Below are 15,520 nucleotides of genomic sequence, written 5' to 3' on the forward strand. Positions count from 1 at the left end.
GCGCTGGTGTCACCCGCGTCAGCAGCCAGCAGCCAGCAGGGCGAGCTTCTCGGCACCTTCTCGATCGCCTGTTGCTTCCCTTATGTCGGCCAGGCGGGCAGCGGCGCTGGGGTTTCCTGTTTCGGCCATCTGTCGCGCAAGGAGCTCTGCCCCTTCGGAGTCTCCGGCGGCTTCTTTGAGTTCTGTGAGCCGGGCCAGGGCGGTGGGGTTGCCCGCTGTAGCGGCTTGCTGGAGGAGAAGCTCAGCTCCTCGGTGGTCTCCTCCTACTTCGCGAATGGCAGCGATACGTATCAGGGCGAAGCGGTGGCCGGCTTCGATGGCTTGTTTCGCCAGTTCTTCGGCTTCCTGATGTGCGCCTGCTGCTTCACGCATCTCGGCGAGCCGGACGAGCGCGAAGGACTGGCCGGCTTTTGCGGCGCGTCGGGCGAGTTGCTCGGCTTCTTCTTGGTAGCCGGCTGTCTCCCGCGCAGCGGCGAGACGAGCTAAGGCGCTTGCGTTTCCCACACGGCCGGCACGCTGGTAGAGACGCTGAGCCTCATTGCGGGCGATGCGGCCGCCGCTCTCCCTGATCGCCGCAAGCCGAACGAGGGCCGTCGTGTCTCCAGCCCTGGCGGCCAACCGTCCCAGTCGTTCGGCTCCTTGTCTGGCTCCTGCCAGTTCTCGTATTTCGGCCAGTCGAACGAGCGGGCCCGTGTCGCCCGCGGCGGCGGCCTGCAGCGCGAGGTCTTCGGCCTTTTCCCGGTCGCCCCACCTCTCACGTATCTCGGCGAGCTGACCGAGTCCTCTGATATCGCCTGCGTCCGCGGCTCGCCGGGCGAGGGCTTCAGCCTCATGGCTGTGGCCAGCCCTGTCCTTTATGACAGCGAGTTGGATCAGAGCATTGGTGCTGCCTGCGTCTGCGGCTTGCTGGAGGAGCAGGTCGGCTTCCTTCTCGGCGCCGTTCATCCGTCTGATCTCAGCAAGCCGGGCGATCGCATCGGTGTTGCCCGCATCGGCGGCCTGCTGGGCGAGTTGTTCGGTCCAGTGGAATCGGTGGCGGATCCGGGCTGCGTCAGCGAGGTTGATAAGGCTCTCGGGGGTGAGATGGTCGTGTGCCGCTTGCCAGAACGACTCCGGAGGGCAGAGGCGTGCGCGGCTGCGTCGTCCGTGTTGCTCCAGATAGTCCGCGAGTCGGTAGGCGTGTGACGGGGCGGTCTCCGCCGCGGAGGATCTTCGAGTGGGACGGGGCCGGACGCGGCGTAGTGGGGCCAGACGTCCGTGGACTGGGGAGGTCACGTCGGAGAACGCCTGATCAAGCCAGTTGTCAGCGAGGTCGTCGTACTCATCGTCGCTGAGGTAGTCCTCGACGGCCTGTTCGAGAAACCCGACTGGAAGGTGCAGACCGCCGCCGAGACGTCGCGCGTCCATGGCGACTTCGAGCAGGGCTCGCACGGGCGGGTCAGCGCTCTCGTAGCGGCGTAGGAGCTCCGGGGCTCCCGCGAGGAACTGGGTCAGCCGGCCACTGTCGGTGTGCTGAAGTGCATGAGCGAGCTGTCGGTCGCCTGCGCCGGCAAGAGCCTGGGCCTTGGCAATGGCGATATGGTCGAAGTGATCGGGCAGAGTGATGAGGCGCCCAGCCAGCAGAGCACGGGCCTGCGGATACGGGTCGGGACTGCCTGGACGGGGCAAGGGCATGTAGTCGTTCTGATACTCGGGCCAGAGGGTTCCCAGGACGAGCACCGGGCTGCGGGAGACATCAGTGAGCAGCCGGTGGACGGCGGCGGCGATCCGTTCTCCGTCCTCACTGCCAAGGTATTGCTGGGTGTCATTAAGCCAGACCACGGTCCGCGGCTCCACCCGGTGCAGGTCAGCCAACGCGGCGTCGGCCCGTGTGGGGTCGAACGGATGCCATAGCCGCCATCCGAAAGCCGCCAGTGGCTGGATGGCCTCCCAGCAAGCGCGGGTCTTGCCGGTGGAGGAGGACCCCACGAGGACAGCCATCCCACTGTGCCCCTCGTCGGCGGCTTCAACAAGGGCTGCGAGATGCTCGTCATGCGGACGTCGTACGTAGGCTGGCAGTGTTCCGGATCTGCCGTTCCGATTTCGGTCTCTTCCTGCGCTGGAGCCAGAGTTCGGCGCCTCGACGGCGAAGTGGACTTCCAGATCGTGGGGATCCCACATCGGAATGGGCCTGCCCAGCACTGCTGTATCCGCAGTGGTGCCCTGACCACGTCCGTAGGCAGTATCGAGGAGGCCCAGCAGTACGGTCACGTCGAGCCGCAGGGCCCGGCCCAGCGCTCCCACGGTGTCGGCCGTCGGGCCTGGCGCGCCGGAACTCAAGGCACGGCTGACCGTTGTACGCCCCAAGCGTGCAGCACGGGCGAGTTCGGTCTGGTTGATCCCCCGAGCTATCCGCCCGGTCTCAAGCCGGGACCGCAACTCCGCCAAGGCCGCGGGATCGTGCACATCATCCATCCCCACGCGGAGCCCCCACTCCTCGCCTTGCCCCGTTGTTCGCCCGTGTTCATCTTCGAGCAGTGAACCCTGATGAACACGGCATCCCCGAAAGTCCGTGACACGAGATCAGCCACACTGACCGGAAGGGATGTCCGACCTTGTCCGACCACTACGCCGTTATTCTCCTCGCCTGCGCTCTGGTTGTGTTGACCGGGATCCTCTGCGCGGCAGCGGCCGGCTACCTGGCTCGCCGCGACCACGCCACCTACCCGGCTGCACTCACCCGGGCAGCCATGGCCTTTGCTGCAACCCTCACCCTGGCCACCGCTGTGCTGACAGCCCTTACCAGTCTTCTACGGCACTGATACACCCACCACGCGGCGGATCTGGAGCGCAAGCACAGCAATCCCACACTCCGCGTTCGACGCGATGCCGCCTGAAGAGCATTCCCCTCGCGTGGGGAATACCACATCGACAGCAGAGCACGGGGCGTCTTACCCGAAGATATCCACACCCTGACAGGCGACGGTAATGTTGGCCTCGCAGCCGCAGGTTCTGGCGAGCCGACAAGTCGTCACAACCCGCGTGATCCGTGAACCACGACCCGGACCGCTGCCCACCATCGTCCGTCTGTGGCCAGCCCCCATTGGGGCCACCTGACCGTTTTGCCCTGCCATACCTGAGCTTTACTGTCGGCGTGGATCTCAGTTCTGACCGTTCGCGGTCGAACTGAGCACACACCCAACTCCGGTTCGGCCCTTGTAGAAGGTGTCGAGTCGATGGATGTGCTCACGCTATGGATCCTGGCCACCTCCGGTGTCGTAGCCAGCGTCCTGTTCGCGGTCCGGGGCATTCTGGAACAGCTTCCAGGAGTGTTCGCCGCGTGGCACCGGGCAAAAAGGGCTCTGCGGAACCAGGAACCGGACGGCGACTAGTAGTGCTTCGTTAGGTTCTGGGCTGTCTGCTGATGCCCCGAGGGCTGGGCAGGGGGCGTCCGCAGGTGGTGAAGGTACCGGTCCAGCACCTCAGCAGGTCCTGCAGAGCGTCGAGGACCTGGTAGAGGGTTAGGCCGGTGTGCGGACTTTTGGGTCGAGCCGCCTGAAGGTGAGGAAGGCCTGTGCGGCGGTGACGAGGGTGACGTGGTGGTGCCAGCCGCGCCAGGTTCGGCCTTCGAAGTGGTCCAGTCCCAGGCCGTGTTTGAGTTCGCGGTAGTCGTGTTCGATCCGCCAGCGCATCTTGGCCCATCGCACCAGGTCAGCGGCCGGTGTGGTGGCGGGCAGGTTCGATATCCAGTAGTCCGTCGGAGTGTCCTGGCTGTCCGGCCATTCGACGAGGAGTGTCTGGACGGGCAGGACGCCGTCCCACCGGTTGCGGCCGCCGCCCGCCTCCTGAGCTGCGGCCAGGGACTGCTTGCCCGCGGGCCGCACTGTCAGCACCGCGAACCGCGAGGTCATCGTGCCTTTGCTGCCCTGCCTCCAGGTCACCTCGGTGAACCGCTCCGCACCCGCCTCCGCTGCGAGGACACAGACGGCTCGCGGTGGGGTGCGGTAGCGGGGAAGGGTGGGTGGTCCGAGCCCGCCATAAGCAGGCTGGTGCGGCTCGACATCCTCCGGGTGGGCGACTTCCTTCCCGTTCAGGGCGAGGACATAGGACAGCCCTCGCTCCTGGAGACCGAGCCGGAAGGGGGTGCTGACGCCGTAGCCGGCGTCGGCGACCACCACCGGCGCCTTCAGCTGCCACTCGGTGAGTGTGTCCAGCAGGCCGAGCCCGAGACGCCACTTCTCCTGGTGCACCACGTCGTCGGGGACTCCTGCCCTGCGGCATCGGTCCGGCTCGTCCGTCCACTCACGCGGCAGATACAACTGCCACTCCAACGGGCACGAGGCAGTGTCGGTGGCGGCATGGACACTGACCGCTACCTGGCAGTTCGCCCGTTTGCCGACTGCTCCGCAGTACTGGCGGGCCACCCCGACCGTCGCCTTGCCGCACTTGGGGAACGACACGTCGTCGATCACCCACACCTCGGGCCTGACAACTGAGGACAGCCGCTCGGCGATCCGCTGCCGGACCGGCAGCGGATCCCACGGCGACTGGTTCACGAACTGCTGCAGGGCCTGCATGTTGCCGTCCGGCAGCCGCTCGGCCATCGGCTGGACCGACTTGCGCCGGCCGTCGAGCATCAGGCCCCGCAGATAGCACTCGCCCCACCGCCGCTGATCCCGCCGCGGTAACGACCCGAACACATCGGCAACGAACTCCGCCAACTCGCCCCGGAGCCGTTCCACTTCCCCCAACCTCACTCCGGGAAGCTGCCCACGATCAGCCGAGATCACCCAACGTAACGAAGCACTACTAATTGCCGACCGAACGTTCCTCCGCCGGTCCCCGTGCTGAAGTCTGAGCACAGCAAGCGGGCGGAAAACCCTGTTGTCGCACTATGGCCGAGAATGGGTATTTACCAGAGCGACCGCGAAGCCCGGTCCTGGCGCACGACTACGAGTTGCCATGCGTCAGACCGTCCAGCTTCCCAGGTGCCCAGACCCGGAGGCGCGAGGACAGGACGGCAAAGCCGACCACCTCGGAAGGCGGGGGTCCAGACCCGCCCAGTCGGATCCGGCAGGCGCTCACAGTTGCTTGCTTCAGCCGGCATCGCAGCATCGCGCCCGGAACCGATCCAACAAGCGGTGGAGGCGTTCAGTGGCCGCTCTCCAGCCCATCAGGCTCGCGCCGCCTCTTTTGTTCCGTGACGGTGGGCATGGCGGGCTGCTGCCCAACCGGTCCAGGAAAGCGAAGAGTTGGGGGGCTGTGCGTGTGACCGGGGACCTGGGAGCAGCCGGAGGACGACATTCCCTTTGAGTTTTAGACGTCTTTTTGCCCTGTATGCGACCTAAGGCGGGGTGGCGCAAGGTGGCGCTTGGCGCGGGAGCGGCGAGAGGGCATATGCGGCTGGGTTGAGCCAGGCAGACTTCCTCTCGGGAACGAGCCCCGATGTAGGCCGTCCTGAGCCGTTGCCTGCAGTGCGCGGGTCCGCCGTCACGGTGGCTTCGCGCAAGCCAAGCGGCAGTTTCTGTACACCCGACTCTAACGAGGAGCGAGGCGCACGCGGATGACGTGAGCCGATCCAGCCATGCCGACATCCTTCATCCATGACGTCAGCGTTCAGTACATCGCTGCCGTGATGTTCGCTCTCACCGCGGTCACCGCTGGTGCGATCCGCTCCGCCTGGCGCCGTAGGCGCCGCCGTCAGGTGCGTGAGCAGGTCCTACAGTCGCGGCACCCGGCCGTCTTGGACACCCGGGCCCAGGCAGATCGCGATCCCACACCATCCCAGGCGACGGAGACGTCGTCTGGGAGACGACGCGAGGAGTCGTCTTGAGGACGACACTCGACCCTGGAGACGAGCAGCGCCCGGATCCTGAGCACAACCGGGACCAGGCGTGGGCACGGCTGACCCGGACTCCCTCGGGCACCCGCCGGCTTCCCTTGCGCAGCGGCGGCTCGCCGGGACGGCTGATGGATATCGCACGGAACTACGACCGCGTCTGCCAGTGGGCCGAGGGCATCCTGCTGCCCGACGCCACCGACGCTGACGTGCTTGCCGCGCTGCTGGTCATCCGGATGCTGCGCGAGAAGCTCGACCATGACGAACTCAAGCTCACCTCTCTCGCCCGTACCAGAAAGATCACTTGGGCCCGTATCGCCCAATGGCAGGAGCTCAGCGGGCGCCAGGCAGCAGAGCGGCGACACCTTCAGCTCAGCCGGGCCTACACCCGACCCGACGGCACGGTGCCGCGCACTCAGAGCGAGCGGGTCGAGCAGGCCCGCGAACGCCGAAGCCGGCGCGCCGAACGAGAGTGGGCCCGCCAACACGCGCAACGAATCCGCCGCATAGCAACCCAGTTGGCCGCTGTTGATGACCTCCAGGAGCGCGTCGACCGGTCACAGGAGGCACGGGTCATCCTGGCGGTGCGCGGCTCCGAAGCCAAGGACAACCCCGAGCCGGTCCCGCTCGTGTGGCCAACGGCCCTGCGGGACTGCGTCGCCGAGGACGAACGGTTCCGCAGTGCCCCGCAGCAGCCCACCGACGGCGATGACCCGGACGGCCCGGACTGGCACTGGCAGCAGCAGGAAGCCGACATCCTGCACCGACTACTCGGTCTGGTCCGGTACGCGGCCAGCCCGCGCAACATCGACCTGTCCGACCTCCCCAGCCTGGTCGATGCCATCCGTGTCCTTCACCGCGACTCGCAGCAGCAGGCCAAGATTCGCAGGCAGCCAAGACCGGGTGCTTCTACGTAGCAGCCGCTCAACAAAGCGCACTGACTGAGCGTTTGGTCCAGTGATTCGTGTTTGGTCCCGGGTCGGATTCCGCGCCAGTTCGGGTGTGGCTTCACCGGTGAGTCTGCAGGCCATGAGGTCGATCATGGCGAGGTGGATCACGGCTTCGGAGCGGTGGGGGTGCGTCTCGTAGTCGCGGGCGAGGCATCGGTGGTGCACGAGCCAGCCGATGCTGTGCTCGATGGTCCACCGTCTCGGGATGATCGTGAACCCGCGGGCGCCGGCCCGGTGTTGGCCGGGGTGGACGTCGATGCCGAGGCGCTCCGTGGTCGATTGCAGTGGTGCGGCAAGCCGCGTTGACCCAGGCCTTCCTGATGTGCGGGTGCGCGGCGGCGATGTGGGACAGCCGGATCACGCCGGCTGCGGTCTCGGAGACTCCGGCGGCGGTGACCAGCACGGTCAGCAGCAGGCCAAGAGGGTCGCGGCCGAGGTGGCGCTTGCGCCCGATGATCCGTTTCCCGGAGTCCGTGCCCTGGTCCACGAGGTACACGTTGGCGGAAGTCTTGATGATCTGGGAGTCCAGCACGCAGGCGGATGGTTCCGTGCTTAGACCCTCGGCTTTGCGGACCAGGCGCCGCGGCAGGCCGGTGAGCTGCTCGAACACCCTGTCCTGTTGCCATTTGGCGAAGTACCCGTAAGTCGTGGCCCAAAGTGGGAAGTCGTGCGGGAGGCAGTGTCAGGGGGTGCCGGTGCAGTCCACGTAGCAGGATGGCGTTCATGATCTGGCGCAGGTCGTGCTCGGGCGGTCGGCCGAGTCCAGCGGACGGGCACGGCGCTGGTTGCGCCAGGACGTCAGGACGGGCTCGATCAGTTCCCAGGACGTGTTCGGCAGGTCGCTGGGGCAGGGACCGTGCGGGGTCATGTTCGGGAAGTAGCCGACCGCGGCCGGCCCTACCAGCGGCCAAAGGGCGGTGCGCGGGGGCGTGTTGGGAGCAGACAGGAGCAGTCGGAACGAAACGATTCCCGGGTGTCGCGGACGGGGCGACTGCCCCGTCAAGCACAGCGGCTCCGGCGCCGCAGGACTCCGAAAACGTCACTTATAGCTCGTAACAGAATGACCGCGTCGAAGGAGCGGTCGGCTTTCTCCGGAGACCGGTGTCCGGCAGGAAGGGCAAAACTCCTGGTCACAGGGAGTCTCGTGCCCGTAGCCTGCACACGTGATCGAGGAAGACGAGCTCAGCCCGGTTGTCCGCGTCGGAGCTGACCGTTATCGAACGATCAGCCTGCGCTTCCACCAGCTCACACGTTCCTTCCCGGAAGAGCGTGACGACCCGATGCGCGACTTCCTCGTGACAGCTCAAGGTGAGTCGGCGCGGATCGAGGTCATGGTCAGGACCTGGGGCGGTGACGACCTCGACGTCTTCCTTGCCGAACTGGCAGAGGAATTTCGAGGATGGAACGGCACCAGGGCCTGGCGCTCTCTTGAGGGTGACCTATCGCTGGCTGCCGAGCACGCAGGATCACATGTCCGGTTGACGTGGGGGCTGCATGACCGGCTCCCCGATGACGAGTGGCGTTTCGAGATGACGACCATCCATGCTCCTGGGGAAGACATGCGAAGTCTTGCCATCGAAATGCGTACGTTCTTGGAGTCGGACCCGCCGTCGTGAGCGGAAGCAGTTCGTCAGTCGCCTATGGTCGGCACAAGGCGCCAAGTTGTCGATGAGTGATCAGGCAACAGGCGAGTCTGAGGAACGCTTCGTGGATGTCGGCCCGCCGTTCCCAGCGCATCCGTAGACGTCGGAAGCCGTGCAACCAGGCGAATGTCCTCTCGACCACCCGCCGGTAGACGCCCAGACCAGTGCCGTGCCGGGCACCACGACGAGCGATCGCTGGCACGATGCCTCGATCACGGACCTGGTTGCGGTAGATGTCGTGGTCGTAGCCGCGGTCGGCGAACAGCGAATCAGGTTTGCGGCGGGGCGGCCGCGAACCGGTGGGATCGCGTCGAGCAGAGGCAGCAGCTGAGTGACGTCGTTGCGGTTACCGCCGGTGAGCACGACCGCGAGCGGGGTGCCGTGCCCGTCGGTGATCAGGTGGTGCTTCGAGTCAGCTCGGCCCCGGTCGACCGGCGACGGGCCCGTGTGCTGCCCCCTTTTAGCGCCCTGACATGGGACGAGTCGACCACGCAACGGGACCAGTCCAGTCGGGAGGCCGCATTGAGGTCGGCGAGCAGGACTTCGTGCAGAGCCTGCCAGACACCCGCTTAGTTCCAGTCCCGCAGACGTCGCCAACAGGTCATGCCCGAGCCGAAGCCCAGCTCCTTGGGTAGGTACTGCCACTGAATCCCGGTGTGCAGCACGTACAGAATCCCGCACAACACATCCCGGTCAGGTAACGGCTTGCGGCCCGGGTGCCGGAAGCGCCGTTCGCGCTGAGGCAGCAGCAGCTTCAGACGGTCCCACAGCTCATCCGGCACGACCCACGGCGACATCTCCACACGGGACCGAACGCTCAACTCCCGCCGTAGGCACGGTCATCAGCAGCGATCCATCTCATTGTGTTAGCCGCTGTAAGTTGCGATCTGTGTCCATGGCGTTCATCCACAATTCAGGAGCGGGAGGCCTTTTTTACCAGATCAACAATGGGCTGGATTCTGTGTGGTTGGATCTTCGCAGTATCCAGCAGGCGTCGCCGTCGGCCCTCATGCGGGTTCGAGGGGTTGCAGAAAGCTTGATCGATCGACTTGAGGATGTCGGTGGAGAGGCAGCCGGCTTCGCCGCAGACGCCATTTCCCTATCGGTTGCCTCCATGTCGAGCTTCCTCGGGCAGGTCGCCCTCGGCATCCTCTTGAGTGAGCAGGGCGGTGAGGACCTTCTCCCAGGTGCCGTCGGCCGCCCACATCCGAAGCCGGTTGTGGGCTCCCTTCCACGACCCGAAATGCTCGGTCAGGTCCAGTCCCGGTGCGGTATTTGAACGCGATCGCGTCGATCACCTGCCGGTGATCACGCCACCGCCCTCCCCGCGCTTCGGCGTCCGGTCCGGCAGCAACGGCTCGATGCATGCCCACTGGGCGTCAGTCATCGACACACATCAACCAACGATCCGATGATCTGAAGGAAACGGCCTAGACCGAGTAGGCGGTGCAGGATGTCGGCTTCCTGCTGCTGCCAGTGCCACACTCGCGCGACCAGCGTAGATGCTCCGGACTCGCTCGCCGATTGGGAGGTAGACCGTATCGGCTTGATGTGCCAGCTCGACCAGGTGGATCTGTGCGCTGGTGTGCAGGAGGCCAGCCCTCTCCGCCATGTAGCCCACGAGCGTTGCTGCGGCTCCCCTGATGTCGTCGGCAAGGATGAACCCCAGCTCGGCAGTTACCTTCGACAGCTCGATCTCGAAAGCTTGACCAGCCTCCTCACGCCGTTGCGCAGTGCCGGAGCCTCGGGATGCCGCCCCCTGGGAGGTGACGTCCCAGCGCACTGCGCCGTTGTAGTCGTAGAGCTTGTCGACGGCGTTCCGAACCAGTTGGTTGAACGCCACTAGGTGTTGCAGTTCAAATTCCTCCTGCCGCGCACGGAGTGCATCCGCTGCGTCGTCGGCACGATCCTTGCGTTGTCGACGGTAGGCAAGCCAACCGTTGAGCTGCGTTGCCAGGCCGCCGAGGAAAAACGCGGCGATCCCCCACCAGAAGTTCCATCCCTCCACGCGCGGCAGTGTACGACGATCCCGACCGCTCTGGAGAGAGCTGACCGCGCAGTGCTCTGGGCAGTCTGGGGGTGTGCCTCGCGCTTCCAAAGCCCGGCAGAGCAGCCGCCGTGGGTGGCACTACATCCTCACGATCACCTGGGGGTTTCGCCACATGGAAACAATGACTGCCTGCGGAACGGTTGGGTCGTGTCCGCGGGAGTGGTGTATCGACGGCCACTCGGTGATCTCACTTTGAGGCTATGCGCTGTGTTCGGTGGGCAGGGCTGTCTCGTCGGTCTCTGACTCGATCGGGTGAGACGGATCTTGGCGAGGAGTTCGCGGTCCATGTAGCGGCGGGCCTCGGTCCATTCGTCGTTCTGCTCGGCCGGGACCGCGCCGACGAGCCGGATCAGGGCGGTGCGTTCGGGGAAGATGCCGACCACGCCGGTGCGGCGGCGGATCTCCTTGTTCAGCCGTTCCTGCGCCTGCGGATTGTTCGACCAGATCTGCCGCCAGATCTCCCGCGGGAATGCGGTGAAGGTCAGCAGGTCGTGCTGGGCAGCGTCCAAGTGGACAAGCGCCATTGGCAGCTTGGCCGACGTGTGACCACTCGGGGACTCCTGGATGGCGGAGTTCAAGAGTCGGAGCTGGCACGGCCCTTGCGCGAACATGCCGAACGCGCACGCGCGTGGCCGCGAACCAGGAAGCTGCTCATCGGGGCTTGCGGAGTCGTATGAAGCTCACGTTCGATGGGAGGACGCAGAGCGACGGCATCAGGGCCTGGAGTAGGTCTCCGCCAGGGCTTATTGCGAAAGCGCAGGCCGCAGCCACTCATTGGTGGCGATTAAGCAGCCGCACTCAACCGAGTGCCGCCGCTTGTAGTCGTCGGCGGCGCAGCGTATGGATTCTGATCCGCGACCTGGTTCCGGCATTGGTTGTCGCCGAGGGCTAGGCAGTGGTAGAAGCCGGCTCCGGTGGGTAGCCCTTGGCGCGGAGGAAGGTGTCGAGGGCGAGGGTGACGATGTCGCCGTGGGGGATGCCGCTGTCGGCGTTGTAGCGGCGGATGCGGCGTTGGAGTTGGAGGGTTTCGGGTACGGCGTAGTTGAGCTGTCCGCGGACGGTGTGGCGGCTTTGGATGACTGCTTGTGTGTCTGGATGTGGGGTGAACGGATCGTCGGTGGGCTCGGCTTGGGTTTCGAGTAGGTCGGCGAGCTCGCGCAGCAGGCGGACGTGGTGGGTGTGGTCAGGCATGTGTGGGGTCTCCGGTTGCTGCGACTAGGCAAATAGTGATCCGCCTAAGGCGTGTCCGGCGGATCATGCTGCCGCCGGAGCCGTGAAGCGGGTCATCTCGCTACGATCGTGGGATGTTTGAGTACCACGGGTGGATCACGGTCAGGGAGACCGCAGCCAATGACGACGATGAGATTCGGTTGCGGCAGATCGTGGATGAGCTTCGCCGTCACATCACCCAGATGGGCAGCCCGTACTTGCTTGACCTCAGGTGGATGAACGGCGCACCGTTCATCCACCTCGGCGGCTCTTCCAATCACCGCTTGTCTCCTGACGTTGTCGAACTGTTTGAGCATGTGGCCATGGTCGCCCCTGGTTCCTACGGACTTCTCCACTTTCACGATGACGAGGAACCGGATCGCGAGAACGAGATACAGGTGCTGAGGCTCGTTCGAGGCACGATCACGCAGCACGGGGAGGCATTGCTGTCTCCATACATCCCGACGGTGGAAGATCCCTTCACGGCTTGAGACGTCGTGTAGCCGACGGGGAGTAGTGCGGGTGAACTGTGGGGTGTGGCATTCTGGGGTCGTCCCAAGGACATGGACGCCACCAAGGCCCGCTAAAACCAGCGGTGGTGTCCGGAACCGACCTCCAATCGGTGCCAGCGAAGCCTCCAGGATGGCCATCCTGGGGGCTTTCGTGCGCTCCGGCACCGGTCGGAGGCAGGCGTCCCCATCGCGGCTCGACCGGAGACGACCGAGAGGCCTGTCGGAGTCGCCACCCTGGATCCGCACCGTCAACGCCGGTCGCCCAAAAAGCAGTTTGGGAGGCCGATGCCTCTGACTGCCTCTGAGAGGTCGTTTTCTCCCGTTGTTTCATCCCGGAATTTACTGTTTGGTCTGCGGTGTCGGGTCGCGCCAGGAGATGGTGTTCTCGCTGATGAGACGGCGGACCATGAGGTCGGTCATGGCGAGGTGGATCATGGCTTCGGAACGGACGGTCAGAGTCTCGTAGTCGCGCGCGAGACGTCGGTGGAGCATGAGCCAGCCATAGGTCCGCTCGACGGCCCAGCGCTTCGGGATCGGGGTGAAGCCCCTGGTCCCAGGGGTGCGGGCGGTGATTTCCATGTCGATGCCGAGGGCGGCGGCGTGCTCGACGAGGTGCTGGCGGTAGCCGCCGTCCACCCATACTTTGCGGATGCCGGGGTGGTCGGCGGCAACCTGGTCCAGGAGTCGGGTGCCGGCGACGGAGTCCTGAACACTGGCCGCGGTGACCAGCACAGCCAGCAGGAGACCGACGGTGTCGGTGACGATGTTCCGCTTTCTGCCCACGATCTTTTTCCCGGCGTCGATGCCCTGGCTGGAGACATGAACGCTGGTGGAGGTCTTGACGCTCTGGGCGTCGATCACGCAGGCCGACGGCTCGGCGTCCCGTCCTTCCTTCTCCCGTAGCAGTTGCCTGAGCAGGCCGTTGAGATGGGCGAACACGCCTTCCTGCTGCCACTTGGCGAAGTAGCCGTAGACCGTGTTCCAGTGCGGGAAATCGTGCGGGAGATAGCGCCACTGGATCCCGGTGCGGTCCCCATACAAGATCGCGTCCATGATGTCGCGCAGGTCGTGCTCGGGCGGCCGGCCGAAGTCCAGAGCCCTGCCCCGGCACTCGAAGCGCCAGGCTGAGAGTACCGGCTCGATCAACTCCCAGCGGGCATCGGACAGATCACTCGGATACGGACGTCGCGACGGCATGTTATGGGCGTATCGCCGCGGATCGGGGGGTTGCCAGGCGCGAAGCAACGGCGCCCGAAGCACACGGCCACGAAGACGGGGCATCCTGGGATGAGACATGAATGAGTCGCATCCCGCCCCGTCGGCCACCCCGCAGGACCCACAGGACCCGACCGCACGCACAGCCCCTTCCGCACCGCCACCCCGCACCCCGAGAATCGCCCCATACCTGTTCGAGACAGATGAAAACGACCTCTGAGCGACCCGGGTCGAACCGGGGTCGAATCAGAGCGTTTTCCTCTGACTGTCTCCGATCGCCTCTGCAACCCGACCTAGCAGGTCACAGCCTCATCGCCTCGCATAAGCGCTGGTCAGAAAAATGCGCTAGCTGTACCAGGAGTTTCGAAGTCGTCCTCGACGAAGCGAAGCGCTTCTTCCGCGCGTTCGATCAGATCCAAGTAGGTGAGTACCTGAACTCGGCTCTGGTCCGCGTTGAAGGAGCGGATGGTACGGGCGACCATTTGCTGAGTGACTCCAGGTACCTCCACGTGATCAGGATTCCCGATCACAACAGTTCCCTGTGTACGAAGGTAGTCGTAGTCAAGGTCGAGTGTGTTGCGGTGGATTGTTTCCAGTGTCGGTCCCGCGTCATCCATTCTCTGAACGTAGTTTCTGCATTGACTCACCGCCTCGTGCACCTCGTTCGACATGATCAGGCCGTTTCGGTGCCACCTGACAAGTGCGGCGCCGGGCTTCTTGAGTTCGACGACGTGGACACTGCGGTCAGCGCGCACGAGAAGAATGTCGTGTTGGTCAAGGGGCAACAGGTCACGTCGTTCCGAGGCTTCTGTGTACTCACCCCCGAAGATCCAGTGATTGCGTCCGATTATCCGTTGAACTGCGGCCTCCGGTGCACTCCTGTCGCTGACGACATCCCGAAGCTCCTGCAGCAGTTCGCGGCGTTGCCTGATGGCCTTTAGCTCGGCCGATCGGTGGTCCTGCTCGGTCGAGTCCAATGCGGGAACGACGCTCCCGTCCTTGCGGTACGTGACGACCTGAATCCGCACATGTTCGTCGGCGCCCGAATCAGGGGGCCCGGATTCTTCGTCTGGTCTCGCCGCCGCAATTACGTCATAGTGACCGCCGCCTATCCAGTTCACTTCATTTGTGATGCCGCCTGAGTCCTCACCGCTGATCACTTTGTCCAGACGGTCACGGACGACGTGCGACTCGCTGTCGACAGCGAGCCAGTGGCGGCCAGTTTTGTGCGCGACCGCAGCGGCCGTGCCTGAGTCGCCGAAGTAGTCGAACACGAGGTCACCCGGGTTGGTCGCGATCGTGAGAATGTGTTGCAGTAGTTGTTCTGGCGGTGGAGCCGGCTGGTGCGTGTCGTCGAGCAGTCCGCGCAGGGCCTGGCCCGCTTGGAAACTTGTCCCCACCTCGTCCGGGCTCCATACCGTGGTGGGCGGTTTGTCAGGGGCCTCCCATAGATAGAGCTTCAGCGTCGGACGGCCGTTGGGCGACCATGCGATACGTCCGTCGCGATCGAGTTCCTCGAAACGCTGCTGGGTGAATCGCCAAGAACGGCGGGCAGGTGGCTGTATGGCGGTGCCGAACGGACCCACCACTTCGTAGCGCAGGTTCTCACGAAGAACGGGGTAGGACAGGTCGGCTGCTCGCCACGGCCCGCGAGGATCGTTGTCAGGGTTGCGGAAACTCGGGTCTGCTTCGGCTGTGCGAGGGAGAGGGTTCGGCTGCCATGCCGAGGCGTCTTTCGCGAAGACAAGTAGGTAGTCGTGGCTGACCGTGAAGTGACGGGAGTCATTCCGTGCAGGCTTCTGAACGACGACTGTAGATACGAAGTTCGATCGGCCGTAGACCTTGTTCATGAGCACACGGCAGTCAGCGAACTGCCGGTCGTCGACATGCGCCCACACAGAGCCGTCAGGGGCGAGCAGGTCGCGCACCAGACGCAGATGTACCTGCATCATGCCGAGCCAGGAGGGGCGGCCAGGAGCCTCGTGGGGCTCGAACGCCCATTGCGTGTTCCACGACGGTCGCAGATACGCCGACTTGACTCTGCCTCGATAGTGGCCGGTGTCCTTCAGGGTACGAAGTGCGTTCTCGTTGCCGCCGTGGATGAGCAGGTTATCCGCCATCTG

At 65.0% G+C, this 15,520-nt stretch carries 12 protein-coding genes and 3 pseudogenes; 6 read left to right on the forward strand and 9 right to left on the reverse strand.

The window, feature by feature from the left end:
* Window positions 1-18: 18 nt before the first annotated feature.
* Complete coding sequence (locus tag MB828_RS30845) at window positions 19-2,250, reverse strand: transcriptional regulator (RefSeq protein WP_301651044.1); 2,232 nt, start codon at window positions 2,248-2,250, stop codon at window positions 19-21.
* Window positions 2,251-2,594: 344 nt separating this feature from the next.
* Between MB828_RS30845 and MB828_RS30850 the strand changes: the two genes are divergently transcribed.
* Both MB828_RS30850 and MB828_RS30855 read left to right on the forward strand, forming a co-directional pair.
* A complete protein-coding gene (locus tag MB828_RS30850) occupies window positions 2,595-2,801 on the forward strand; it encodes a hypothetical protein (protein WP_301651045.1) in 207 nt (68 codons plus the stop codon).
* Window positions 2,802-3,215: 414 nt separating this feature from the next.
* On the forward strand, window positions 3,216-3,371 hold the full coding sequence (locus tag MB828_RS30855; protein ID WP_301651046.1) for a hypothetical protein: 156 nt from the start codon (window positions 3,216-3,218) through the stop codon (window positions 3,369-3,371).
* A gap of 129 nt (window positions 3,372-3,500) precedes the next feature.
* Here the strand turns inward: MB828_RS30855 and MB828_RS30860 are convergent, their stop codons facing one another.
* Window positions 3,501-4,736: an IS701 family transposase gene (locus MB828_RS30860; protein WP_301651047.1), complete on the reverse strand. Its 1,236-nt coding sequence runs from the start codon at window positions 4,734-4,736 to the stop codon at window positions 3,501-3,503.
* A 1,072-nt stretch (window positions 4,737-5,808) separates the two neighbouring features.
* Here MB828_RS30860 and MB828_RS30865 point away from each other — a divergent pair.
* Window positions 5,809-6,735: a hypothetical protein gene (locus MB828_RS30865; RefSeq protein ID WP_301651048.1), complete on the forward strand. Its 927-nt coding sequence runs from the start codon at window positions 5,809-5,811 to the stop codon at window positions 6,733-6,735.
* A gap of 81 nt (window positions 6,736-6,816) precedes the next feature.
* On the opposite strand, the pseudogene MB828_RS30870 reads toward MB828_RS30865, so the two are convergent.
* Window positions 6,817-7,636, reverse strand: a pseudogene (locus MB828_RS30870) (IS5 family transposase); the annotation flags it as partial.
* Between the two features lie 295 nt (window positions 7,637-7,931).
* Here MB828_RS30870 and MB828_RS30875 point away from each other — a divergent pair.
* Window positions 7,932-8,384 carry a DUF6228 family protein gene (locus MB828_RS30875; protein WP_301651049.1) on the forward strand — a complete coding sequence of 151 codons (453 nt, stop codon included), beginning with the start codon at window positions 7,932-7,934 and terminating at the stop codon, window positions 8,382-8,384.
* 22 nt (window positions 8,385-8,406) lie between these two features.
* Here the strand turns inward: MB828_RS30875 and MB828_RS30880 are convergent.
* Window positions 8,407-9,208: pseudogene (locus MB828_RS30880) on the reverse strand (IS5 family transposase).
* 98 nt (window positions 9,209-9,306) lie between these two features.
* Between MB828_RS30880 and MB828_RS30885 the strand changes: the two are divergent.
* Window positions 9,307-9,690 (forward strand): hypothetical protein, encoded by a 384-nt coding sequence (locus tag MB828_RS30885; protein ID WP_301651050.1) that lies wholly within the window; start codon window positions 9,307-9,309, stop codon window positions 9,688-9,690.
* Window positions 9,691-9,807: 117 nt separating this feature from the next.
* On the opposite strand, the gene MB828_RS30890 is transcribed toward MB828_RS30885, so the two are convergent.
* The 3 genes and pseudogenes from MB828_RS30890 to MB828_RS30900 all read right to left on the reverse strand — a co-directional run bounded on the left by MB828_RS30890 (window position 9,808) and on the right by MB828_RS30900 (window position 11,652).
* Window positions 9,808-10,419, reverse strand: a complete 612-nt coding sequence (locus tag MB828_RS30890) for a hypothetical protein (RefSeq protein WP_301651051.1) — start codon at window positions 10,417-10,419, stop codon at window positions 9,808-9,810.
* Window positions 10,420-10,703: 284 nt separating this feature from the next.
* A pseudogene (locus tag MB828_RS30895) lies at window positions 10,704-11,000 on the reverse strand (transposase); the annotation flags it as partial.
* A 349-nt stretch (window positions 11,001-11,349) separates the two neighbouring features.
* Entirely contained in the window at window positions 11,350-11,652 is a 303-nt protein-coding gene (locus MB828_RS30900) for a hypothetical protein (protein ID WP_301651052.1), read from the reverse strand.
* Window positions 11,653-11,765: 113 nt separating this feature from the next.
* On the opposite strand from MB828_RS30900, the gene MB828_RS30905 reads away from it, so the two are divergent.
* Entirely contained in the window at window positions 11,766-12,161 is a 396-nt protein-coding gene (locus MB828_RS30905; protein ID WP_301651053.1) for an Imm7 family immunity protein, read from the forward strand.
* Between the two features lie 360 nt (window positions 12,162-12,521).
* Here the strand turns inward: MB828_RS30905 and MB828_RS30910 are convergent, their stop codons facing one another.
* Complete coding sequence (locus tag MB828_RS30910) at window positions 12,522-13,379, reverse strand: IS5 family transposase (RefSeq protein WP_301651054.1); 858 nt, start codon at window positions 13,377-13,379, stop codon at window positions 12,522-12,524.
* Between the two features lie 350 nt (window positions 13,380-13,729).
* Window positions 13,730-15,517 carry a Shedu anti-phage system protein SduA domain-containing protein gene (locus MB828_RS30915; protein ID WP_301651055.1) on the reverse strand — a complete coding sequence of 596 codons (1,788 nt, stop codon included), beginning with the start codon at window positions 15,515-15,517 and terminating at the stop codon, window positions 13,730-13,732.
* Between the last annotated feature and the right edge of the window lie 3 nt (window positions 15,518-15,520).

The organism is Streptomyces arenae, from assembly GCF_022343545.1.
GTDB classification, from domain to species: Bacteria; Actinomycetota; Actinomycetes; order Streptomycetales; family Streptomycetaceae; genus Streptomyces; species Streptomyces humi.